This is a genomic window from Balneolaceae bacterium, assembly GCA_034521445.1.
In the GTDB taxonomy this organism is placed as follows: Bacteria; Bacteroidota; Rhodothermia; order Balneolales; family Balneolaceae; genus JAXHMM01.
The window spans coordinates 511,722-533,153 of record JAXHMM010000005.1; the positions used below are offsets into that span (position 1 = coordinate 511,722).

A 21,432-nucleotide genomic window follows, 5' to 3' on the forward strand; every position below is an offset into this window, starting at 1 on the left:
TTTCCACGCGGATGGACACCCTTCGCCTTAACGCGCTTCGCTACAAGGCTCCCCACGGCTACCATGAGGAGGAGCGCCGACGGGGCAACACCTTCGAGGTCGACCTTCGGTTCGAGGGTGATTTCCGCCAGGCGGGCCGCAGCGACGAGCTGGAGCACGCGCTGGACTACCAGCAGGCCGAGACGGCCGTGCGATCCGTCATGGAAGGCCCTTCCGTAAAACTGCTGGAAACCCTGGCGCTGCGCATCGGTGAGCGTCTCCTCGCGCAGCACCCGCAGGCCCGTCGCATCGAGGTTGCCGTACGCAAGATGGACCCTCCGCTTCCCTCGCCCGCTTCCCACTCCGAAATACGCATGTCATGGACCCGGTGATCGTCGCCCTCGGTTCGAACGTGGGGGACCGACGCCGCTACATGAGCGACGCCCGGGGCTTTCTGGAAGAGATCTCCGAGAAGGGGCTGCGCGCCTCCTCCCTCTGGATGACCGAGCCGGTGGGACCCTCCACACGGTATTTTCTCAATGCGGCGGTGGAAATCCACAGTTCTGCGGAGCCCGAAACGCTGGTCCGCCGCTTCAAGCGTTTTGAGAAGGCGCACGGGCGCTCGGCCGGGGCACCCCGCTGGAGCGCGCGCACCATCGATCTGGATATAATCTCCTGGGGGAACTTGGTGATTCAGCACGATACCCTTATTATTCCGCATGCCGAATACCGGAACCGCCTGTTTGTTCTGGAACCCCTGCGCGAGCTGCGGCCGGAGTGGAAGGATCCGGAGACCCGCACCCCCGTTGACGAGCTCATCGCCCGCGCCCCGGACCTTTCGGTCAGAAAACTGAATGCCACCTGGTAGGATGCAGAACCAATTCGATTTTATTGCCATTGAAGGTGTTATTGGGGTCGGCAAAACTTCCCTCGCCAAACTGCTCTCCGAACGGCACGGCGCGCGCCTGGTGCTGGAGCAGTTCGAGGAGAATCCCTTCCTCCCCAAATTCTACCAGGACCGCGAGCGCTACGCCTTTCCCACCCAGATGGCCTTCCTGGCCAGCCGCTTCAAGCAGCAGCAGGAGATGCTCGACCAGGACCTTTTCCACCAGACCACCGTCGCCGACTATATTTTCGAAAAGGACCGCATCTTCGCGCGGCTCAACCTGGAGGACGACGAGCTGGCGCTTTACGACTCTATTTTCAACATTATGGCGGGAATCTCGGCGCGCCCCGATCTGGTCATCTACCTGCAGTCGTCGGTGGACCGGCTCATGAAAAATATCCGCGACCGGGACCGTGACTACGAGCGTCACATCTCCCGCAGCTACCTTGCGGAACTCACCGAGGCCTACAACCATTTCTTTTACCACTACAGCAAAGCCCCGCTCATCATCATCAATGCCACCGAAATCGATTTTGTGAGCGAGGAGAAGCACCTGGATTATATTGAGGAACAGATTTTCAACGAACCCATCCGGGGCAACACGCACATTTCCATCAACCCGGGCTGACATGCTGCTGAAAACCATAGCGGTCATGGTACTGATCTACCTTCTGGTGAAGGTGATCGCACGGGTATTTCTGCCCGCCTCCGCCCGCCGTAACGCGCACATCATCTTCCGCACCTTCCGCAACCTCAACCGACAGATGAACGAGCAGAAACAGCGCCAGAAAGGCTCCGCGAGCAAGGGACCGGACGGGCGGGGCGACCGCTTCGACGAAATCGAGGAAGCCGAGTACGAGGAGATTCAAGATGAAGACTCTAAGTCTTAAAAGTCATAAAGTCGGAAAGTCTAAAAGTCGGGAAGTCGGGAAGTCCGAAGTCGGAGGTCGGAATGGATGCACCGCGGGACCTGTTGTTCTCTTATCCTGAAGACGAATTCCAACACACTCCACCAAATCAAGCACAACGCAATGTCCATAAGTTTTGAAGAGCAACTGGAAGAAGGGCTGGCCCTGCTCAAAGAGGGAGATTACGACATGGCCCTCGACGTCTCCCGGCAGCTGCAGCGCATGGAATCCGATTCGGCCGACGGCTACCACCTGGAGGCCATGGTCATGCAGAAGCTGAACCAGTGGGAGAAAAGCGTGGAGGCACTGGACGACGCCATCCGGTACGATCCCGAAAAGAGCGGGCTCTACAACCTGCGGGGCTTTGCGCGCCTGCAGATGGAAGAGCTGGACGAGGCCAAAGAGGACTTTGACCGCGCCATCGACCTGGACGACTCCCCGGCCGCCCACCGCAACCGGGTGCTCCACATGATCATGAGTGATCAGGGCAACGAGGCCGTCTCCTACCTGCTCGACCGCATCCGCAACAACCCCAAGGATGTGGAGAACTGGATCCTTATGGGAGACCTGATGCAGCGCGCCGGCCAGGACGCCAAGGCCCGCACCTACTACGAGCAGGCCAACAAGATGGACCCGGAGAACGACTACGTGAAGAAGCAGCTGGAAGAAGACTGAAACCGCAATTCCGTTCCGGCCTCTCCAACGCATCGGACCGCCTGCATCCGTCCGGCAGCCATTCGTCACCAAAGGTTATTTGGGACGTCATTCCATTTTATGATTATCCCCTAAAACCGCTATATTTGATGCCTGATTCACGTACCCCCCTGCCCTGGTGGCGGAATTGGTAGACGCGCTGTCTTGAGGGGGCAGTTCCCCTTTGTGGGAGTGCTGGTTCGACTCCAGTCCAGGGCACCATACCCATTTGCAGCCCGCTTTCATCATAAGCGGGCCTTTGTCTTAGTTGTTCACTTATCATCCAGACCATGCGTACCCCCTTCCGCAATGCCACCGAATCGGCCATGGGCCTTCTGCGGCCCTCCGCCATCCTTCTCATTCTTGTAGCCGGACTGATGATACAGTCGTGCGACATTTTCAGCGGTTCCGGCTCGGTCAACTACGACGTGTCGGTAACCGTGGATCCCACAGGGGCCGGCTCCATCACCCCCACAGCTGACAGCACCTACGCGCGTGGCGACTCCCTCACGCTGACAGCCGTACCCGCCGAGGGCTACGCCTTTTCCAAGTGGACCAGCGACCTGAACACGGCGGACAATCCGCTGAAACTCGAAGTGACAGAAGATCTCGCGCTTACCGCCCTTTTTGTCAAGAAGAACTACGAACTGATCGTCAACACCGAGGGAGGCGGACAGGTGATGCAGCAGGTTATGGACGCCGACACCTCCAGCTACGACCACGGCACCATCGTCCATCTCACCGCCGCGGCCGATTTCGACTACAATTTCGACTCCTGGGAGGGCGACGTCGACTCGACCGACGGTAACAAGGCCTGGGTGACCGTCCAAAGCCCCAAGGAGGTGACGGCGGTCTTCGTCAAACGAACCTTCTCCCTGACCGTGAACACCCAGGGGCAGGGCTCGGTGACAGCCGATCCCGACGAGAGTGAATACGTGGCCGGTACGGAGGTCGATCTGACCGCCGAAGCCGACCAGAACTGGAGTTTTGAGCGCTGGACAGGCGACGTCGACGAGACCGACAATCCCCTCACGGTTACCGTGGACAGCAACATGACCGTGGAGGCCGTCTTTGCCAACGACGACTTCGAGGGGGGTAACGGCACGGAGGATAATCCCTTCCAGGTTTCCACCCTCGATCAGCTGCAGCTGATCAATTCCTACACGGACAGCCACTTTGAACTTATCAATGACATCGACGCCACCCCCACCTCTGCCTGGAACGCCGGCAGCGGTTTCCGTCCGCTGGGCGACGACGTGGTGCAGTTTACCGGCTCCTTCAACGGTCAGGGATACACCATCTCCAATCTCTTCATCGACCGGGGCGGGCAGACCGACGTGGGACTCTTCGGCTACGTCTCGGGCGGCGCCATCCGCAACCTGGTCATCGAGACCGCCGACGTGACGGGAGGCTCTCACACGGGCGTACTTGCGGGCTACCTGGACGGTACCGCCGTCGACAGCGTAACCGCATCCGGCACCGTGGTGGGCGCCGACTATACCGGTGGACTTATCGGACGCATACTCGAGGAGGAGGGCGAGGCGCAGGTCACCGACGCCGGCGCCGGCGTGACGGTTACAGGCGCAAGCTACACCGGGGGACTCATCGGCGAAAACGCCGCCGCTGTCCTTCGCTCCTACGCTACCAGCAACGTGACCGGAACCGGCACCGACACCGGGGGTCTGCTGGGTACCCACAACGGTACCCTCGACGAGTCCTACGCCTCGGGCAACGTGACCGGCGACGAGAAGGTGGGGGGACTGGCAGGCGTGGCTGCCCCGCAGTCGGAAATTGTCAACTCCTACGCCCTCGGCGCCGTCAGCGGCAACGATACGGTAGGCGGTCTGGCCGGCGCGGTCAACAGCGACAGTCGGATTTCCCTCTCCTTTGCCGCTGGAACGGTGACGGGCAACTTTGACGTGGGCGGCTTCGCGGGCGCCAACGCCGGCACGGTCGAGAATGGCTACTGGGACGAGGAGAACTCGGGACAGTCTTCCGGTGTGGGCATCGGCAGCGACAGCGGCACCACCGGTCTGACCACCGACGCCATGCAGGGCCCCTCGGCCGAGGATGAGATGGACGCCCTCGACTTCGCCGACATCTGGGTGACCGTCACCAACGACTATCCCATGCTGCACTGGCAGCAGGGTCCCTAACCGGGGCACGAGGGCTACCTGCGCTTTACCCTTTAATCGTTTATCCTTTCCCGTATGGAGAAGCGAGAATGCCCCGGCTGCGCCATGGAGGTGGACGCCTCCGCCGAGGCCTGTCCCATCTGCGGCTACGAATTCCCGCGTATGCGCACCTCCGTACAGATCGCGGCCTGGATCATGATTGCCCTGATGCTGGCGTGGTTTCTTCTCTAGTGTGCCCCACCTCCCTCTTCAGCGCACGCGCAGCTACGCCTCACTGTCCGCGGCCATGAAACGGCTCAGGGACTTTCAAAGGAAGAAGTACCCTCGAACAGTGCCAGTGTCACAGGGTCAAGCCTGACGGCCAGATTCCGCGGGGAGACATGCAGCAGCAGCGAACCCTTGGGCAGGTGCACCACGTACCTGGGTTCACCTTCATCGCCGAGCACCAGCCAACGGTCAGATTCGCCCCGGTAGTTCAGTTCCAGCCAGACATCCCCGCCGGTCCCCACAACCAGACTGTCCACCGGCGCTTTGATATCGGGCAGATCCTCTTGCAGCGTCTCCCACTGCTGCTGCTCCACGCCCTTACGCAGGGAGTCCCTTTCGACCGACGAAAGATCCTCGCCCGGAAGGTTCAGCTGGATGGTGCGGAGTGTGTCCAGTTGGACACTCACCTCGGCGACCTCCTCCGAGCCGGTTAGGTGAAACCAGAGGTTCCCCGACGCGGAGTGGTAGCGGATCCTCTGTGTGGGGGCGTAGGGGACCATCATGCCTCCCACAACCTGGTCGGAAATGATCCGGTGCGCAAAATAACGGTCGTGCATGCGGTGGGACGTGCCGTAACGGCGCGACTCCGGAAAGTAGGGGACCAGCACCATATCCATCTCCTCGGAGGGATCCCGAAGCCACTCGCTCGTGCCGAAGCGCATGATGTAGGTGGTGTCGCTTGCCCCCGGATAGACCGATACCAGGTTGCCCCCCTCAAAAGGCTCCGGCGTGAATTCGTCCCTGTAGGCCAGGTCGCTTCCGAATCGTATAACCTTGTTGTTACGCTGGTCATATATCAGCAGCCCGCCCTCCGGAGTCTCCATGAGCGAGGTGATGTCCTGCACTTCGCCCGGGCCCCTGCCCTTGCGTGTGAGGCGCTGCAGCAGTTGTGCCTGGGCGTCCAGATGAAACAGCGTGCCGCTTTCGCGGTCGTATATCACGAAACTTCCGTCCTCCCGGGGCACGGACTTGTACCCGAGATGCTGGAAATAGCTGGTGTCGGCCGAATCGACCCGTGCGGTCATCTGCGGGCGGACCTGGGGCAGTTCGGAGATGCGGATCTCCCCGTCGGCCGGGGTGCCGGATTCGCCGCTGCAGGCGGCTATGAGCAGGGGGAGCGTTAACAGTAGAGCAAGCATATTTCGCATGGGAAAGGGATCTTGTCGTATTAAAATTTTGGGGTCCAGAATGGTTGCCCGAACGCACGGCCGGCGGGGTACATCCTGGAACAGGATAGCCCAAGGCAACCGAAAGTGCAATAAGGACCGGCACGCCATCTTGCGCATATGCTCACGTTTGCTAATTTAACGGGCCATGAGCATGCTCACCGCCGCCATACTCTTCGCCGCCGGACTCGCCCTGGTTCTCTTTTTCTCTGAAAAACTGGTGGAGGGTACCGTGGGAAGCTCTCTCCATTTCGGCCTTTCCGCCTTCCTGATCAGCATCATTTTCATCGGCTTCGATCCGGAGAACCTCGCCGTGGGGGCCGTGGCCTCGTGGGAGGGGGCCAGCGGCATCGCCCTGGGCTCGATCATGGGCGCGGCCATGGTAGCCGTCGCGCTGGCCTTCGGATTCACGGCGCTCGTCGCGCCCATGGAGTTCGAATCGGCACCGGGACCGGTCCTGGCCGTACCCGTGGCGGCCGTTTTGCTGCCCGGCCTGCTGGGCTGGGACGGGCAGCTCTCCCGTGTCGACGGGGCCCTGCTGCTGGCGGCCTATGCGGGCGGGGTGGGTTGGCTGCTGCGGATGGGGCGGCGCGGATTAGAAATCCGTGCCGGCGGCGAGATGGCAGAGGTTTTCGAGAAAGAGCGTCCGCCCGGTAGGGGCAAATCGCTGGCCCTGCTGGCGGGCTCGCTGGTGGCCATCACGGCGGGCAGCGAACTGCTGGTACGTTCCTCCGAACGGCTTGTCGGGGGATTTGGCCTCTCGGAGACGGTCTTCGGGATGACGCTGCTGGCCCTGCTGGTCAGCGTGGAGGAGGTGGCCCGCGAACTGCCGGCCGCCCTGAAGGGCAGGCCCGATATCAGCGTGGGCAATGTACTGGGTTCCGTGCTGGCCTTCTTCCTTTTCAACGCCGGGGCCATTGCCCTGGTGCGTCCCCTGCCGGTCAGCACCGAAATTCTTGCCTTCTACTGGCCCTTCTGCGTGGCCGCGGTGCTCATCGTCACCTTCTGCATGTGGCGCCGCCGGGTAAGCCGGCCGGCCGGCGCGCTGCTGCTGGCGCTCTACGCCTGCTTTTTCGCCGGCGCCTGGCTGATCTGACGCCGCCCCCTCTCACACATCGGACCGGCTACTGCAGGTGCGAGCTGCCGATGCCTTTAAACTCCGAACGCGAGAACCGCAGCTCGAAAAGGCTTCCCTCCCCCTCGGACCGGTAGGCGTAATCGGCGTCCAGCTGCTCGGCCAGGGTACGGATCAGGTTCATTCCCAGCGTCTGGCTGTTTTCCACCTCCAGATCGTCGGGCAGACCCACCCCGTCGTCGGCCACCGCCAGTATGACGCTCTCCTCCTCTTCGGCAAGGGACAGCCGAATTTCCCCGCTCTCCCTGTCCCGGAAAGCGTGCTTCATGCTGTTGGTCACCACCTCATTGACGATGAGGGAGCTGGGAATGGCCTGGTTGACGTTCAGCTTGATCGGTTCGAGCTCGTAGGCGATGCGCACCTCCGCGCGGCTGCGAATGGTTTTTACGACATTGTCCACCAGGCTCCTCAGGTTGTCCGAAAAATCGAGTTCCGAAAAGGAGCTGGACTGGTAGAGCTGCTCGTGGATGGTGGCCATGGACCCGATGCGCATCACGCTGTCAAGCAGCTTGTTGCGGATCTCCTCGTTCTCCTCGTCGTAGGCCTGCAGCTGCATCATGCCCGAGACGACGGCCAGGTTGTTCTTTACGCGGTGGTGGATTTCGGCCAGCAGGGTCTCTTTCTCCTTGAGCGCATCGCGAATGCGGTTTTCGTGTGTCTTCTGGTCGGTGACGTCCTTTTCGATGGCGATAAAATTTGTCAGCTCGCCCTCCTCATTGAAGATGGGATTGATGGTCATGTCCAGCCAGTAGGCCTCCCCGTTCCTGTCGTAGTTGAGGATCACCTCCTGTATGCTCTCCCCGCTTTCCACGGCACGCGCCAGCCTCTCGACCGTATCCGGATCGGTATCGGGCCCCTGCAGCAGCTCGCCCGGCTTGCGGCCTTCCGCCTCCTCAAAACAATAGCCTGTAAGCTGCTCAAAAGCCTGATTTACCCAGGTAATGCGCTCTTCGGCATCGGTGATGATGATCACGTCGGTAGTCTTGGAGGCCACCAGGGAGAGCTGCTCCAGCTTGTCCTCGTAGGTACGGCGCTCGGTAATGTCCTGCATGGATCCGATCATGCGATCTACCTCCCCACAGTCGTTCCAAACCAGGAAACCCCGGTCGTAAAAATAGCGGTAGGTTCCGTCGGATACGGCAAACCGGTATTCGTCCTCCCATTTCTCGCAGCCCTCCGCGATATGGCGCTCCAGCTTGTGCTCCACGCGTTCGCGGTCATCGGGATGCAGATGGTCCTTCCACCAGTCAAGCGAGGTTTCCCGTACGTCATAGCCCATCTGATCCTGTATCGAGCGGTACCAGGTGATGTGTTCCTCAACAAGGTCGAGGTCCCATATGATATCGTTGGTGGCGCGGGAGACGATGTCGTAGCGCTCCTTGGCGCGGCGCATCTTCTCCTCGGCCGTCTTCTGTCGGGTGATGTTGCGCGAACTGCAGGCAATACCGACGATCTCCTCCCCTTCGCGTATGGGGCTGAGGCTGGTCTCCCACCAGAGGCGGTCCTCTCCCAGCCGGGGATTGGTGTTCTGAATGACGAAGGACTCATCGCGCAGGGCGCGCTCGTACTGTGCGATCCAGAAGCCGCCCTCCTTCTCATCCGCACTCGCAACAGCCCCCAGATCGTCGCCGGGCTGCATGCGCCGGCCGACCAGCTCTTCCATAAGGTCCAGGAAGGGTTCGTTGGCCGCCATCAGCTCCATTTGCGGACTCACGCTCCAGATCAGGTCCCTGGTGCTGTTGATCAGTGCCTCCTTGTCCCGCCGCTCCCGCCGGCGGGCCGCTTCCGCCTCCTTCAGATCCGTGATATCGGTCATGATGCCCCGCAGCAGGTTGGACTCCCCCTCGCGGTGAATCACGGTGACCACGTCCCGCAGCCAGACCACGCGGCCGTCCGCCGCCATCATGCGATACTCGAAGGTGTGGTCCCTCCCCGCGCTGGCCTCTCGGTGGCAGTAGGTGACGGCATAGTCGCGGTCGTCGGGGTGGATGTGCTCATTCCAGAAGGCATTGTCTTCGTACCAGCGATCCACCGGGTAGCCGAGTATCTCCTCTGCCTGAGGACTCACGTAGTTGAACTCAAAGGTCTCGGCGTTGCTTTCCCAGACAATTCCGTTGACAGACTGCACCAGGGTCTGGTAGGGAACCGGTCCCCGTGCTCCCATCCTGTTTGTTTGATCGGCCATTCCTGTTCGTTATCTGCCCTTGTATACCTGTGCGGTGGCTCCGACGCTACCGCACAGGTCATAATAACCAAATGGTATGCAAATAGGTAACCGGCTGCCATCCGGCCGGCCCGCCTGCCATCTGCGCATTGCCTTTCCCGCAGAGTCTTTTAAATTGGGGGACGGCGGTATCCGGGCCCCGCAACCCGGCCGCTCCCGTAAAATGTCAACCAATCCCTTTCCCATGAAATCCATTACCACCCTCGTCACCTGCACCCTTGCTGCGCTGCTTTGGCTCTCCGGCGCCGGGCTCCTGTCGGCCCAGGACCAGGGCACGCGTCTGCTGCGCGAACCCACGGTTAGCCAGGAGCACATCGTATTCGCCTATGCCAACGACCTCTGGATCACCGGCCGCCAGGGCGGAGAGGCGCGCAGGCTGACCAGCCACGCCGGCGGGGAGACCGACCCGCACTCCTCGCCCACGGTCCATGATCGCCTTCAGCGCGCAGTACGACGGGAACACCGACGTCTATGTCATTCCAGCCGATGGCGGCGAGGCCACCCGCCTCACCTGGCACGGGGACGGTGACCGGGTGACGGGGTGGACGCCCGACGGGGAGGGCGTGCTCTTTGTCTCGGGACGACAGGGCCATCCCACCCAGAGCTCCAAATTCTATCGCGTCAGCCTGGACGGGGGACAGCCCGAGGCCCTGGCGATTCCCCGGGCCGCCGCGGGCGAGCTCTCGCCCGACGGCGGACGCATCGCCTACCAGCCGGTCTCCTTCTGGGATCCCGAGTGGAGGAACTACCGCGGGGGACAGGCCAAGCCCATCTGGATCGTGGACATGGACGACTACGCCCTCGAAACCGTCCCGCGCGCCAACCGCGAGCGCCACACCGACCCGGTATGGCTGGACGGGGAGGTCTGGTTTCTGTCAGAGCGCGACTTCACCAACAACATCTGGTCCTATAACCCCGACTCTGACGAACTGCAGCAGCGCACCTTCCATTCGCAGTTTGACGTCAAGCACCTGGACGCCGGCGACGGGATGATCGTCTACGAAAACGGGGGCTGGATCTATGAGCTGGATCCCGAAACCGGCGAGCACCGGCAGATCGTAATCCGTGTGAAAGGCGACATGACCTGGGCGCGTCCCCGTTACGCAGAGGCTGATGCGGGCGACCTGGCCAACCCCGCCCTATCACCCACCGGCCAGCGGGCCGCTTTCCAGCACCGGGGCGAGATTGTGACCGTCCCTCGCGAGCACGGGAGCTTCCGCAACCTCTCGGAGAGCAGCGGGGCCGCCGACCGCTACCCGGTCTGGTCGCCCGACGGACAGACCCTGGCCTGGTTTTCCGACGCCGGCGGCGAATACCGGCTCTACCTGGCGGGGCAGAAGGGCCTGGACGAGCCGCGTACGGTCGAGCTGCCCGAGCCCAGCTTCTTTTTCACGCCAAGCTGGTCGCCCGACGGCGAGCGCATCGCCTACACCGACACCCACTACCGCCTCTGGTACGTAAACGTGGAGAGCGGCGAGGCCACGCACGTGGACACCGACGGCTACGCCCACCCCGAGCGCACCATGAACCCGGTCTGGTCGCCCGACGGGCAGTGGATCGCCTACGCCAAGCGCCTGGAGAGCCAGTACCGCGTCATCATGGTGCACAACGTGGAGAGTGGGGAGACCCACCGCCTCACCGACGGTATGGCCGACGCCATCGACCCGGTATGGGACCAGAACGGCAAGTACCTCTACTTCCTGGCCAGCACCGACTTCGGACTCAACACCGGCTGGCTGGACATGAGTTCCTACGACCGCACCACCAGCTATGGGCTCTACCTTGCCCTTCTTGCAGAGGAGACCCCCTCCCCCTTCCTGCCGCGCAGCGACGAGGAGCCTGCGGCGGAAGAGGATGACGGGGAGGACGACGCTTCCGGGGAGGAAGCCGAAAGCGGCGCTTCCGGCTCCGGCAACGTGGTCATCGATCCCGAGGGCATCATGGACCGTATCGTGGCGGCGGATATCCCCGAGGCCCAGTATTCCGGCCTGCTACCCGGTCCCGAGAACCACGTCTTCTACCGGGAAGGCGGCACCCTCAAACGCTACAGCGTGGACGGCCGCGCCTCGGTTGACTTCATGGGCGGGGTGCAGAATGCGGTGGTCTCCCACGACCGCGGCTCCCTCCTCTACCGCAGCGGGGACACCTGGGGCATCGTGTCCACGGACGGGGGACCCGCCGAGCCCGGCGACGGCGCCCTCGACATCGACGACGTGCAGGTGCGGGTGAATCCCAAAGCGGAGTACGCACAGATTTTCCGCGAAGGCTGGCGCTTTCAGCGCGACTTTCTCTACGTGGACAACCAGCACGGAGCGCCCTGGCAGCAGATCTACGAGTGGTACCGTCCCTGGGTGGATCACGTACGGCACCGCTCCGACATGAACTACCTCATCGACATCCTGGGTGGGGAGATCAGCGTGGGACACTCCTACACCGGGGGCGGCGATTTCCCCGACGTCGAGGAGATAGAGGTGGGACTGCTGGGCGCCGACCTTGATGCGGCCGAGGGACGCTACCGCTTCGCCCGCATCTTTACCGGCGAGGACTGGAATCCCGGACTGGAGGCCCCGCTGGCCGCGCCGGGCGTGGACGTGGAGGAGGGCGACTACCTGCTGGCCGTGAACGGGGTGGAACTGACTTCCTCCGACAATCCCTTCCGGCTGCTGGAGGGTACGGCCGATCGTAACACCATCCTGACCGTAAGCGACACGCCGGACATGGAGGACGCGCGCACCGTGGAGGTGGTGCCGGTGGACAGCGAGTCGCAGCTTCGCACCACGGCCTGGGTGGAGTCCAACCGCCGCAAGGTGGACGAACTGTCCGGCGGGCGCCTCGCCTACGTCTGGCTGCCCAACACGGGCGGGGGCGGATTCAGCAACTTCAACCGCTACTATTTCGCCCAGCAGCACAAGGACGGCGCCGTTATTGACGAGAGAAACAACGGCGGCGGCTCGGCGGCCGACTATATGATCGACGTCATGAACCGCGAGCTGATGGGGTATTTCAACAGCAGGGCGGGCGACAGGCACCCGCCCTTCACCACGCCCATGGCGGGACTCTGGGGACCCAAGGTCATGGTGGTCAACGAGCGGGCCGGATCGGGGGGCGACCTGCTGCCCTACATGTTCCGCGACCAGGAAATCGGTCCCCTGGTCGGCACCCGCACCTGGGGGGGACTGGTAGGCACGTGGGACACCCCCTCCTTCATCGACGGGGGTGGCATGGTGGCCCCCCGGGGCGGCTTCATCGACGCCCAGGGCGAATGGGCGGTGGAAGGAGAGGGCATCGCGCCCGACATTACCGTGCGGCAGGAACCGGCCCGGGTGATCGCCGGGGAGGATCCCCAGCTCGAACGCGCCGTGCAGGAGGCCCTGCGGCTGCTGCAGACCGAAGACGTGGTGCTCAAGAAAGAGCCGCCGCCCCCGGTCAAATGGCGCCGCGCGGACAAGACCTCGGGCTGGAATTGATCCCCGGCGCACCTGCCGGCCTGCGGTGGACAGAGGCACCCGAACACTGCCGTCAGGGCGTAATAATAGGGCCCCAGCGGGCAATTTGGGTCACAGCCTCCGACAGCACCTCGGAGTACTCCGAGACGGCAGGATCCTCCGACACCAGGTTTTTCTGGCCTCGGGCCGTGCCGTAGCCGATTACCCGCTCCTGCACCACGTCCCAGTAGAGATAACGGGTCTCAAAAACCAGCAGCTGCAGCTCGCTGCCCTCATGTCCGGCGTAGTTGGATTCGGAGCTGGACTCTAACGTCCGGCGATAATGAAACTGGTCCAGGATCAACAGGAACCGGGGCGTGCGATTCGGAAAGGCAAGAGCCTGGCGATTTTCGGGCACCATCACATGAAAGGAATCCGCATCCACCCTGAAAAGGCGCGAGCGGAAGTCCCCCCGCCCGGCGACGGCTTCGCCCGGCACCAGCCACGTCTCCGTTTCGGCAGCCGTGCTGAAGTGGGACTCCAGAAATTGGCGGAAGGTTTGCACCTCCGTAGTGCGCAGGGAACCAAAGGTGTGGCTGTACACGTCAGGGAAAAACTTCTTCTCAATAAGCAGGATGCCTACCGAAGCCTTGGTCTTTTCGGAGGCATACTCAGGGTCCAGGAAGTAGCTCTGCGTGGAGGAACATCCTGCCGCAATCACGGCTAAGCAGGCCAGGAAAACAAGGAGAATAAAACGTGACGGATGGAATGACATGAGTGAACCGGACGTAATGGACGCGGATTTCTGCCACATGCAATTCGTTCAGGTAATATAAAAAAGCAGATGCCCGTATAATTTACCAGAATAGACGAAACTATGTACCATTTTCACGAAAATTACGGAGGGGCCGAACCAATCAAGCCTGCGCCATGTTACATATATACGATACCCGGATACATGCGAACCCAACCCACCGCCCTGCGCCATGAAAAATCTGTGGACCATCCTCACCATGACGGGGCTCCTGCTTGCGGCCGGGGCCTCACCCGCGCATGCACAATCCTCCAACGTACAAACCCACCCCGATATGTCTTCATCCAACCTGCAGCAGGCCACCTTCGGAGCGGGATGCTTCTGGTGTGTGGAAGCCGTATTTGAAGAGCTCAAAGGCGTGGAGAAGGTAGTAGCCGGGTACGCCGGGGGACACGTGGAGAATCCTTCCTACCGGCAGGTGACCACCGGCACCACCGGCCACGCCGAGGTGACCCGCCTCACCTACGACCCCTCGGTCATCAGCTACGAGCAGCTGCTGACCGTGTTCTGGCACACCCACAACCCCACCACCAAAGACCGGCAGGGCGCCGACGTGGGACCGCAGTACCGTTCGGTGATCTTCTACCACAACGAGGACCAGAAGGAGCAAGCCGAAGCGTCGCTTCGGGAGACCGACGCCACCGACTTGTGGGAAGACCCCATCGTGACCGAAATCGAGGCCCTCGCCAACTACTCCGAGGCGGAAAACTACCACCAGAACTACTACAAGAACAACCCCAACGCCGGTTACTGCCAGGTGGTCATTGCGCCCAAGCTGAAAAAGCTCCGGCAGGATTTCGCCCACCTCATCAAGGGGAACTAGCTCACGCTGAGCGGACGCGGGGCCGGGAAGGCCGACGCGCCATTCTGATTATTCTCTCTGGTATGCTATATTCGGTTGATGCGATCTCCAACCAATCTGCTGCCATGAGATTTTCCAAACTCCCCTTCCTTATCCTCTGTGCGGCCCTGTTGCTGCCCGGACGCGCGGCCGCCCAGGCCGACACCACCATGACCTTCGAGGAGTACGATCCGGTCTCCACGCTGGTGGTACCCGAAAACCCCGTCCACCGGGCCAAGTTCCCCTTTGTGGACGTGCACAACCACCAGTGGCAAATGTCCTCCGATGAGGCGGACCTCGCCACGGTCGCCGCGCACATGGACACCCTCAACATGCGCGTGATGGTCAACCTGAGCGGCGGCAGCGGCGAGCGGATCAGCGGCGCCGCGGCCAACATCCGCGAACAGGCGCCGGGACGCTTCCTGGTCTTCGCCAACCTCGACTTTGACGGCTTCGGCACGCAGGACTGGACCGAACGCACCGTGAAACAGCTGGAAGAGGACGTGGCCAACGGGGCGCAGGGCCTCAAGATCTTCAAAAACCTGGGGCTGACCGCCACCGACGCGGACGGCAACCGCATCCCCACCGACCATCCGGACCTCGATCCGGTCTGGGCCGCATGCGGGCAGCTGGGCATCCCGGTGCTCATCCACACGGGCGAGCCGGCCGTCTTCTGGGCCCCCATCGACCGCTACAACGAGCGCTGGCTGGAGATGAAAATGTTTCCCAACCGCCACCGCGATCCCGACGAATATCCCTCCTGGGAGGAGGTGATGTCGGAGCAGTGGCACGTCTTCGAGAAGCATCCCGAGACCACCTTCATCAACGCCCACCTGGGCTGGATGGGCAACGACCTGGCCCGCCTGGGCGACTTGCTGGATACCTATCCCAACGTCTACACCGAAATCGCTGCGGTCATCGGCGAGCTGGGCCGGCAGCCCCGTTTCGCCCGCCAGTTTTTCATCGACTACCAGGACCGCATCATGTTCGGCAAGGACACCTGGCGGCCCGAGGAGTACTACGTCTACTTCCGCGTGCTCGAGACGGCCGACGAGTATTTCGAATACTACCGCAAGCGACACGCCTTCTGGCGCATGTACGGAATGGACCTGCCCGACGAGGTGCTGCGCAAGGTCTACTACAAGAACGCCCTGAAGGTTATTCCCGGCATCGACGAGTCACTCTTCCCGTCCGAGTAGGTTCCGGCGGATGAGAACCCGCGTGCCGTTTTACAATGGACGAACCTTTACCTGGCATACGTACCCAAAATAAAAACCCTCGATCATGACTTCGATGACACGACTGCTGACCCTTTCGGTACTGCTTGGCTTTTTTACCCTGCTCCTTCCCTACACATCGTCCGCCCAGGAGCGCGGCGGCGGTGAGGTGCGCGCCAGTCCCAACGCATCCGTGAGCCAGACCATCGGTACCACCGTGGTCTCGATCACCTACGGCCGGCCCGGCGTGAAAGGCCGCCAGGTATTCGGCGGACTTGAATCCTGGGGCGAGGTCTGGAGGACCGGCGCCAACGAATCCACCGCCATCACCTTCTCCGGCGACGTAACCGTCGAGGGAGAGACGGTGGAGGCGGGCACCTACTCCCTCTACTCCATTCCCCGCGAGAACGGAAACTGGACCATCATCCTCAATTCCCAGCTCTCCTGGGGCACCCAGTACGACGCCTCGCAGGACGTGATCCGCGTGGACGTACAGGCCGAGGAGGCCCCCATGCGCGAGTGGTTTATGATCTATTTCCGCAACCTCTCCGAATCGTCGGCCGAGCGCGTACTGCACTGGGAAAACGTGCGGGTGCCTTTCACCATCGAAGCCTGACCGCCGATCGACAGCGACGGGTCACATAATGCGCCAAGGCCGGGAGGGGCCCTGCCCCACCACGGCATTCTTCTACTTTTTACCTTGTTCTGGGGAGCCAACTTCATCCTGGCCGAGGTGGCCCTGATGGAGATGAAGCCCATCTCATTCAGCGTCTCCCGCTTTGCCATGGGGGGACTGGCCATGTTTGCCGTGCTCTGGTACCAGTGCCGCGACGAGGCGCGCACGAGCGGCACCTACGTCCCCTTCCTCCCCAAACTCGACCGCTCCGACTGGCCCCGCATGCTGGTCATCTCCGTTATCGGCGCCACCCTGGCGCCCTGGCTGGGCATCGAGGGACTGGGACTCACCCACGGGGCGCGGGCTTCCCTGTGGCTGGCGCTGGGACCCGCCATCAGTACCGGCCTAGGCTACCTGCTGAGCACCGAGCGCATGGGACGTTTCGGCTACCTTGGCATCGTGCTGGCCATGGCGGGCACGGTGGTCCTGGCCCTCGACGGACTGCAGCCCGAGCAAGGCTACTGGCTGGGCGACCTCATCCTGATCGCCGCCCTGGCCCTCACGGTGGTGGAGCTGCACCTGATCAAGCCCCTTGCCCGCAAATACGGGTCGGTCTCCGTGGTAGCCCTCCGCACCGCCATCGGGGGCGCCCTCTACCTGGTCATCGCCTCCCCCGCGCTGGCCGGGGAGCCCTGGCTCTCGCTGGGGGCGTGGACCTGGATCGCCATCCTGGCGGGCGGCGCCGTAGGCGTGGGTATCGGCCAGTGGGTAAAGGTACGAGCCCTGCGAAAACTGGGCCCCACCCAGGTGGTGCTCTACGGCAACATGGTGCCCGTCGCCGCCATCCTCATTGCCTGGCTGAGCATCGGCAAGAACCCCTCGCTGCTTGAGCTGCTTTCAGGATTCCTCATCGTCAGCGGCGCCATCCTCATCCAGATCATCGACGCCGGAGCGCGTCGCGCGCGGCTCCGGCAGGGCGAGGCGGACAACGGGGAGGACGACGTGAACGTGGTGGCCGGCACCAGCGGCGAATGAGTCTCTAGAAGCGCATGCTCAGCTCCAGCATGACGTTGCGGCCGGCCTGCGGGTAGTAGTAGTTGAAGAACTGCCTTTCGCCCCCGCTGATGTAGCCGAAGGTGTAGCCGTTCGACTCGTAGCGATGGTCCAGTATGTTGTTGAGCTGCAACGTGGCCCGTATGTTCTGCGCGAAATCGAGTCCCCCGAAACCGTAGGAGAAGCGCAGGTCGTTGATCCAGTAAGGGTCCAGCGAGCGGCTGCGAGAGCCGGTATTGTCCAGGTACTGCCGGGAGACGTGCTTGGAGGTCCACTCCCCGGTGAATTCCCCCGCGGTAAAGGAGAGCATGGAGTTGGCTACCAGGGAGGGCGAAAAGGCGATGGGGGCGTCTTCGTAAACGTCGGCCTCCTGGCCGCCCGTGTCGTAGTTGTCCAGGTAGTAGGTGTAACGTTCGATGCGGTTGCGGCTGAGGGTGGCGTTGCCTGACCACTCCAGCCCGGGGAGCAGGCGCAGTCCGCCCTGCAGCTCGATGCCCGCGCGGTAGCTCTCGGGCACGTTCCTGCGCACGTAGGCCCCCACGTCGTTGATCTCGCCGGTCAGGATGAGCTGGTCCTTGTAGTCCATGTAGTAGAGATTCACCCCGGCCTGCCAGGTGGGACCCGTGGCGCGCCAGCCCAGCTCCCAGTCGTAGAGGCTCTCGTGGGCGGGACGGTTTTCGGGGGTGGAGTTCACGTACTCGTCGCGTGTGGGCTCCTTGTTGCCCACGCTGAGGGAGACGTAGACCCGTTGTCCCGGGGAGGGACGCCAGACCGCCCCCAGTTTGGGATTGAAGAAGGTGAGCCGGTCGGTCTGCTCCACGTTGACGATCTCCTCGCCGCCGCCCGGACGCGGGCGGGTGTCCACGCCCAGGAATTCGTAGGTAATGTGACGCACCTGTGCGTCGGCAAAGACGTTGAAGGAGTCGGTGAGATACCAGTTGGCCTTTACCCAGGAATTGAAATCGGTCTTGACGCCATCGTTGTCGTAGTAGCGCTCGTCCACGTCGGACTGCCCCGCGAAGCGGGCCCAGACCACCTCCCCGAAGTGGCTGCCTAGGTATTCGTTGTAACCCCCGCCCGCGGTGACCGTCAACGCGCCCTCCTCGCGGTATTCGGCCGACCAGACGCCCCCGTAGAAATGGTTGTCCAGCCAGAGACGGCGCACCAGGTCGCTCTGGGTCACGGTCTCCCCACCCGCCTGCACCGGTCCGATGCCGTAATCCTCGAGCGGCTCCCCGGCGTGGTATTCCTCGTAGTAGCCGCGGCCGTAGGTATAGTGCAGGGAGGCGCTGGCCTTCCAGCGCTCCCCCAAATCATGGGAGTAGTGAAGCTGGTAGTGGTCCTGCTGGTAGTTGTCGGTCTGGTTGTCGTAGGGCTCGCCCTCCTTCTCCTGTCCGGCGGGATTGTAGGTGCGGTCCTCCTCCAGGCGGCTCTCCGAAACCCCGTACCAGGCCTGGTAGGTATGCTCCTCGCCGGCGAAGACGTCGGCCCGAAGCAGGCTGTTCTCCCACTGTTTGGAGCCGGAGAGGTAGAAGGACTTCAGGTCAGACCAGGCGCGGTCGATGTAGCCGTCGGAAGCAATTTTGGAGAGGCGTCCCTCAAACTGCCAGCCGTTGTCCATCAGCCCGGAGCCCAGCATCACGTTGGCCTTGCGGGTGGCAAAGGAGCCCACCGAGGTGTTGACCTCCCCGTAGGGCTCGGGATTCATACCGGTGGTCCGGATGTTGATGCTCGAACCGAAGGCGGCCGCGCCGTTGGTGGAGGTGCCCACGCCGCGCTGGATCTGTATGTTCTCCACGGAGGAGGCCAGATCGGGCAGGTTCACCCAGAATACGCCGTGCGACTCCGCGTCGTTGAGAGGCACCCCGTTGATGGTGACGTTAATGCGCGTCTGGTCCACCCCGCGGATGCGGATGGCAGAGTAGCCGATGCCCGTCCCCGCGTCGGAGGTGGTGGTGACCGAGGGGGTGTTGCCCAGCAGGTAGGGTACGTCCTGTCCCAGGTTCCTCTTTTCAAGCTCCTCGCGCGAGATGTTCTCGTAGGCCATGGGAGTGGACTCATCTACACGCAGCGCGCTCACAAAAGCGGCGTTGCTGAGCACGGCTGTGGGTTCCAGGCTGATCTCCAGGTCGGTGCCCCCCTCCTCTACGTTGACCCGCCGGGTGCGGTAACCCACATAGGTGATTCGCAGTATGGGGGAGGCATCTTCCAGCATGGTGAGACGGAAGGTACCGTCATCGCCGGTGGACGTGCCGTTGGAGGTGCCCGCCTGCAGAATGTTGGCCGAGGGAAGGGGATCGCCCGTCCCGGCGTCGAGCACCCGTCCGCTGACGGTCTGCGCCTGCAGGGTATGGGAGCCCAGGGTGAAAAGTAGAAAGGCTGCCGCAGCGAGGGCGAGGCAGCTTCGTTTCGGGCCTGCGCCCGTGAAAAGCGTGGATAATAACATGGAATCCTCCGTCTTATGGTTATAAGAGGAGGAGGTAGACTTGCAAGAAAAGCGCCGGCAGGTGCCGGTTCGAGGTTTCCCTACGCCGGTGTTATCCGGTTCAGGTTCTCAGGGTATGATCTCAGCCCGCAGTTGCAAGCACCCCCAACCTTTGAGTCGGTGTGTGGTGTAAGACGCAGAAGATAGGGGCTTGGCCCCAGGAAGGCAAGAGCGGCGGGTCACTACATCTGGGCCCGCCGCAAACCTTGGCTGATAACGGCGATATGCCTACCTTGGGAGTCGACCCACGCGAACCCAAGCCACTTCATTTCCATGAAAAATCTGTTCCCGCTCCTGTTTACCCTCCTCGCAACCGCCGTGCTGCTGGCCTCCTGCGGGGGCGGAGACGGGGACGATCCCGGCACATCGCAGCTGCAACCCCAAATCGAGGCGGCCGACCTGCAGCGGCACATCGCCTTCCTGGCCTCTGACTCGCTGCGGGGTCGCGAGACGGGCACCGCGGGCTCGGCGCGTGCGGCCGCCTGGATTGCCGACCACTTCCGCGACTTCGGACTGGAGCCGGCGGGAGACGCCGGCGGCTCCTCCTGGTACCAGGAGTTCACCGTCAACATGTCCATTCTCAACAACCCCCATAGCCCCGACACCGCCTCCTTCGCCGACGAGGAACGGCTGGCGCGCAACGTGGCCGCACTGGTGCGCGGCACCGACCGTCCCGGCGAGTACATCGTCATCGGAGCGCACTACGACCACCTGGGCATGGGACGCTTCGGATCCCTTTTCGACCGCGCACAGCCGCAGATCCACAACGGGGCCGACGACAACGCCTCGGGCACGGCGGGCGTGCTGGAACTGGCCCACTGGTTCAGCGAGCATCCGCCGGAGCGCAGCATGCTCTTCCTGGCCTTTTCCGGGGAGGAGATGGGACTCCTCGGTTCCCAGCATTTCGTGGAAAACCCCACCGTGCCGCTGGACAGCGTCATAGCCATGGTCAACATGGACATGATCGGGCGCCTGCAGGACAACCGGCTGATGATCTTCGGCACCGGATCCTCCGGCGGCTGGGAGGAGCTGCTGGAGGCCGCCGCCGACCCCGCCGACTCCCTGCAGATTGATACCGTCCCGGACGGAACGGGGGCCAGTGACCACACCAGCTTCTACAACCGGCAGATCCCCGTGCTGCACTACTTCACCGACACGCACGCCGACTACCACCGCCCGTCGGACGATCCCCAGTACGTCAACTACGAAGGCCAGGACCGGGTGCTGGAGCACCTGCGCCGCCTGGTTTCGGCCATGGACACCCTGGAGCGGTCCAGCCTGGCCTACACCGAAGCGCCGGTCACCCAGTCGCGCGAGGTGGCCATGGAAGGCCCCACCATGGGTGTGACGCCCGACTATGGTTTCGACGGGGAGGGCATGCGCGTCACCGGCGTGCGAAGCGGGGGTCCCGCCGACCGCGCAGGCCTGAGGGGCGGCGACGTAATCGTGAGGCTGAACGGCCGCGAGGTGGGGGACATCTACGGCTACATGGAGGCCCTCAATACGCTGGAGGATGGCGCCGAGACGCAGGTTACCGTCGTGCGGGAGGGCGAGGAGCACACCTTCACCCTGCAGTTCTGACAGCCGG

The 21,432-nt window shown here is 62.8% G+C and carries 19 protein-coding genes, 1 tRNA gene and 1 riboswitch; of the genes, 16 read left to right on the forward strand and 4 right to left on the reverse strand.

Translation table 11 applies throughout. The features are described 5' to 3' along the window. Positions 1-11 precede the first annotated feature (11 nt). From folB to U5K31_06345, 8 genes are all read left to right on the forward strand, one after another. Positions 12-371 carry a dihydroneopterin aldolase gene (gene folB / locus U5K31_06310; protein ID MDZ7772335.1) on the forward strand — a complete coding sequence of 120 codons (360 nt, stop codon included), beginning with the start codon at positions 12-14 and terminating at the stop codon, positions 369-371. After that, complete coding sequence (gene folK, locus U5K31_06315; protein ID MDZ7772336.1) at positions 359-847, forward strand: 2-amino-4-hydroxy-6-hydroxymethyldihydropteridine diphosphokinase; 489 nt, start codon at positions 359-361, stop codon at positions 845-847. The genes folB and folK overlap by 13 nt, the downstream gene beginning before the upstream one ends. Before the next feature lies 1 nt (position 848). Further along, the gene (locus U5K31_06320; GenBank protein ID MDZ7772337.1) at positions 849-1,493 is read left to right on the forward strand and encodes a deoxynucleoside kinase; all 645 of its coding nucleotides are present in this window, start codon (positions 849-851) and stop codon (positions 1,491-1,493) included. A 1-nt stretch (position 1,494) separates the two neighbouring features. Further along, positions 1,495-1,755: a hypothetical protein gene (locus U5K31_06325; GenBank protein MDZ7772338.1), complete on the forward strand. Its 261-nt coding sequence runs from the start codon at positions 1,495-1,497 to the stop codon at positions 1,753-1,755. A gap of 141 nt (positions 1,756-1,896) precedes the next feature. Continuing rightward, complete coding sequence (locus U5K31_06330) at positions 1,897-2,448, forward strand: hypothetical protein (GenBank protein MDZ7772339.1); 552 nt, start codon at positions 1,897-1,899, stop codon at positions 2,446-2,448. 151 nt (positions 2,449-2,599) lie between these two features. After that, positions 2,600-2,688, forward strand: a tRNA-Leu gene (locus U5K31_06335). A gap of 68 nt (positions 2,689-2,756) precedes the next feature. Continuing rightward, positions 2,757-4,622 (forward strand): hypothetical protein, encoded by a 1,866-nt coding sequence (locus U5K31_06340; GenBank protein MDZ7772340.1) that lies wholly within the window; start codon positions 2,757-2,759, stop codon positions 4,620-4,622. Positions 4,623-4,676: 54 nt separating this feature from the next. Next, entirely contained in the window at positions 4,677-4,832 is a 156-nt protein-coding gene (locus tag U5K31_06345; protein ID MDZ7772341.1) for a zinc ribbon domain-containing protein, read from the forward strand. A gap of 65 nt (positions 4,833-4,897) precedes the next feature. Here U5K31_06345 and U5K31_06350 read toward each other — a convergent pair whose 3' ends face one another. Then, on the reverse strand, positions 4,898-6,016 hold the full coding sequence (locus U5K31_06350) for a hypothetical protein (protein MDZ7772342.1): 1,119 nt from the start codon (positions 6,014-6,016) through the stop codon (positions 4,898-4,900). 166 nt (positions 6,017-6,182) lie between these two features. Here U5K31_06350 and U5K31_06355 point away from each other — a divergent pair, with 166 nt between their 5' ends. After that, complete coding sequence (locus tag U5K31_06355) at positions 6,183-7,130, forward strand: sodium:calcium antiporter (protein MDZ7772343.1); 948 nt, start codon at positions 6,183-6,185, stop codon at positions 7,128-7,130. A gap of 28 nt (positions 7,131-7,158) precedes the next feature. Here the strand turns inward: U5K31_06355 and U5K31_06360 are convergent, their stop codons facing one another. Further along, positions 7,159-9,354: a PAS domain S-box protein gene (locus U5K31_06360; GenBank protein MDZ7772344.1), complete on the reverse strand. Its 2,196-nt coding sequence runs from the start codon at positions 9,352-9,354 to the stop codon at positions 7,159-7,161. Between the two features lie 223 nt (positions 9,355-9,577). Between U5K31_06360 and U5K31_06365 the strand changes: the two genes are divergently transcribed. Both U5K31_06365 and U5K31_06370 read left to right on the forward strand, forming a co-directional pair. Further along, complete coding sequence (locus tag U5K31_06365) at positions 9,578-9,922, forward strand: hypothetical protein (protein ID MDZ7772345.1); 345 nt, start codon at positions 9,578-9,580, stop codon at positions 9,920-9,922. Next, positions 9,822-12,860, forward strand: a complete 3,039-nt coding sequence (locus U5K31_06370; GenBank protein ID MDZ7772346.1) for a PDZ domain-containing protein — start codon at positions 9,822-9,824, stop codon at positions 12,858-12,860. Before U5K31_06365 ends, U5K31_06370 begins: the two co-directional genes overlap by 101 nt. A gap of 52 nt (positions 12,861-12,912) precedes the next feature. Here U5K31_06370 and U5K31_06375 read toward each other — a convergent pair whose 3' ends face one another. Next, entirely contained in the window at positions 12,913-13,539 is a 627-nt protein-coding gene (locus U5K31_06375; protein MDZ7772347.1) for a hypothetical protein, read from the reverse strand. 265 nt (positions 13,540-13,804) lie between these two features. Between U5K31_06375 and msrA the strand changes: the two genes are divergently transcribed. The 4 genes from msrA (at position 13,805) to U5K31_06395 (ending at position 17,341) form a co-directional block, all read left to right on the forward strand. Beyond that, a complete protein-coding gene (msrA, locus tag U5K31_06380; protein MDZ7772348.1) occupies positions 13,805-14,455 on the forward strand; it encodes a peptide-methionine (S)-S-oxide reductase MsrA in 651 nt (216 codons plus the stop codon). Between the two features lie 104 nt (positions 14,456-14,559). Then, positions 14,560-15,672 carry an amidohydrolase family protein gene (locus U5K31_06385; protein MDZ7772349.1) on the forward strand — a complete coding sequence of 371 codons (1,113 nt, stop codon included), beginning with the start codon at positions 14,560-14,562 and terminating at the stop codon, positions 15,670-15,672. 94 nt (positions 15,673-15,766) lie between these two features. Further along, on the forward strand, positions 15,767-16,306 hold the full coding sequence (locus tag U5K31_06390; protein ID MDZ7772350.1) for a DUF2911 domain-containing protein: 540 nt from the start codon (positions 15,767-15,769) through the stop codon (positions 16,304-16,306). 66 nt (positions 16,307-16,372) lie between these two features. Next, a complete protein-coding gene (locus tag U5K31_06395) occupies positions 16,373-17,341 on the forward strand; it encodes a DMT family transporter (protein MDZ7772351.1) in 969 nt (322 codons plus the stop codon). Between the two features lie 4 nt (positions 17,342-17,345). Here the strand turns inward: U5K31_06395 and U5K31_06400 are convergent, their stop codons facing one another. Then, the gene (locus U5K31_06400; GenBank protein MDZ7772352.1) at positions 17,346-19,805 is read right to left on the reverse strand and encodes a TonB-dependent receptor; all 2,460 of its coding nucleotides are present in this window, start codon (positions 19,803-19,805) and stop codon (positions 17,346-17,348) included. A gap of 60 nt (positions 19,806-19,865) precedes the next feature. Further along, positions 19,866-19,961, reverse strand: a riboswitch (TPP riboswitch). Positions 19,962-20,117: 156 nt separating this feature from the next. Between U5K31_06400 and U5K31_06405 the strand changes: the two genes are divergently transcribed. Then, complete coding sequence (locus tag U5K31_06405) at positions 20,118-21,425, forward strand: M28 family peptidase (protein ID MDZ7772353.1); 1,308 nt, start codon at positions 20,118-20,120, stop codon at positions 21,423-21,425. The last annotated feature ends 7 nt before the right edge of the window (positions 21,426-21,432 follow it).

Excerpts from the sequence above, each read along its gene's own strand:
- folB (MDZ7772335.1), top strand. The coding sequence starts at position 12 with ATGGACACCCTTCGCCTTAACGCGCTTCGCTACAAGGCTCCCCACGGC.
- folK (MDZ7772336.1), top strand. The coding sequence starts at position 359 with ATGGACCCGGTGATCGTCGCCCTCGGTTCGAACGTGGGGGACCGACGC.
- U5K31_06320 (MDZ7772337.1), top strand. The coding sequence starts at position 849 with ATGCAGAACCAATTCGATTTTATTGCCATTGAAGGTGTTATTGGGGTC.
- U5K31_06325 (MDZ7772338.1), top strand. The coding sequence starts at position 1,495 with ATGCTGCTGAAAACCATAGCGGTCATGGTACTGATCTACCTTCTGGTG.
- U5K31_06330 (MDZ7772339.1), top strand. The coding sequence starts at position 1,897 with ATGTCCATAAGTTTTGAAGAGCAACTGGAAGAAGGGCTGGCCCTGCTC.
- U5K31_06340 (MDZ7772340.1), top strand. The coding sequence starts at position 2,757 with ATGCGTACCCCCTTCCGCAATGCCACCGAATCGGCCATGGGCCTTCTG.
- U5K31_06345 (MDZ7772341.1), top strand. The coding sequence starts at position 4,677 with ATGGAGAAGCGAGAATGCCCCGGCTGCGCCATGGAGGTGGACGCCTCC.
- U5K31_06350 (MDZ7772342.1), bottom strand. The coding sequence starts at position 6,016 with ATGCGAAATATGCTTGCTCTACTGTTAACGCTCCCCCTGCTCATAGCC.
- U5K31_06355 (MDZ7772343.1), top strand. The coding sequence starts at position 6,183 with ATGAGCATGCTCACCGCCGCCATACTCTTCGCCGCCGGACTCGCCCTG.
- U5K31_06360 (MDZ7772344.1), bottom strand. The coding sequence starts at position 9,354 with ATGGCCGATCAAACAAACAGGATGGGAGCACGGGGACCGGTTCCCTAC.
- U5K31_06365 (MDZ7772345.1), top strand. The coding sequence starts at position 9,578 with ATGAAATCCATTACCACCCTCGTCACCTGCACCCTTGCTGCGCTGCTT.
- U5K31_06370 (MDZ7772346.1), top strand. The coding sequence starts at position 9,822 with ATGATCGCCTTCAGCGCGCAGTACGACGGGAACACCGACGTCTATGTC.
- msrA (MDZ7772348.1), top strand. The coding sequence starts at position 13,805 with ATGAAAAATCTGTGGACCATCCTCACCATGACGGGGCTCCTGCTTGCG.
- U5K31_06385 (MDZ7772349.1), top strand. The coding sequence starts at position 14,560 with ATGAGATTTTCCAAACTCCCCTTCCTTATCCTCTGTGCGGCCCTGTTG.
- U5K31_06390 (MDZ7772350.1), top strand. The coding sequence starts at position 15,767 with ATGACACGACTGCTGACCCTTTCGGTACTGCTTGGCTTTTTTACCCTG.
- U5K31_06400 (MDZ7772352.1), bottom strand. The coding sequence starts at position 19,805 with ATGTTATTATCCACGCTTTTCACGGGCGCAGGCCCGAAACGAAGCTGC.
- U5K31_06405 (MDZ7772353.1), top strand. The coding sequence starts at position 20,118 with ATGAAAAATCTGTTCCCGCTCCTGTTTACCCTCCTCGCAACCGCCGTG.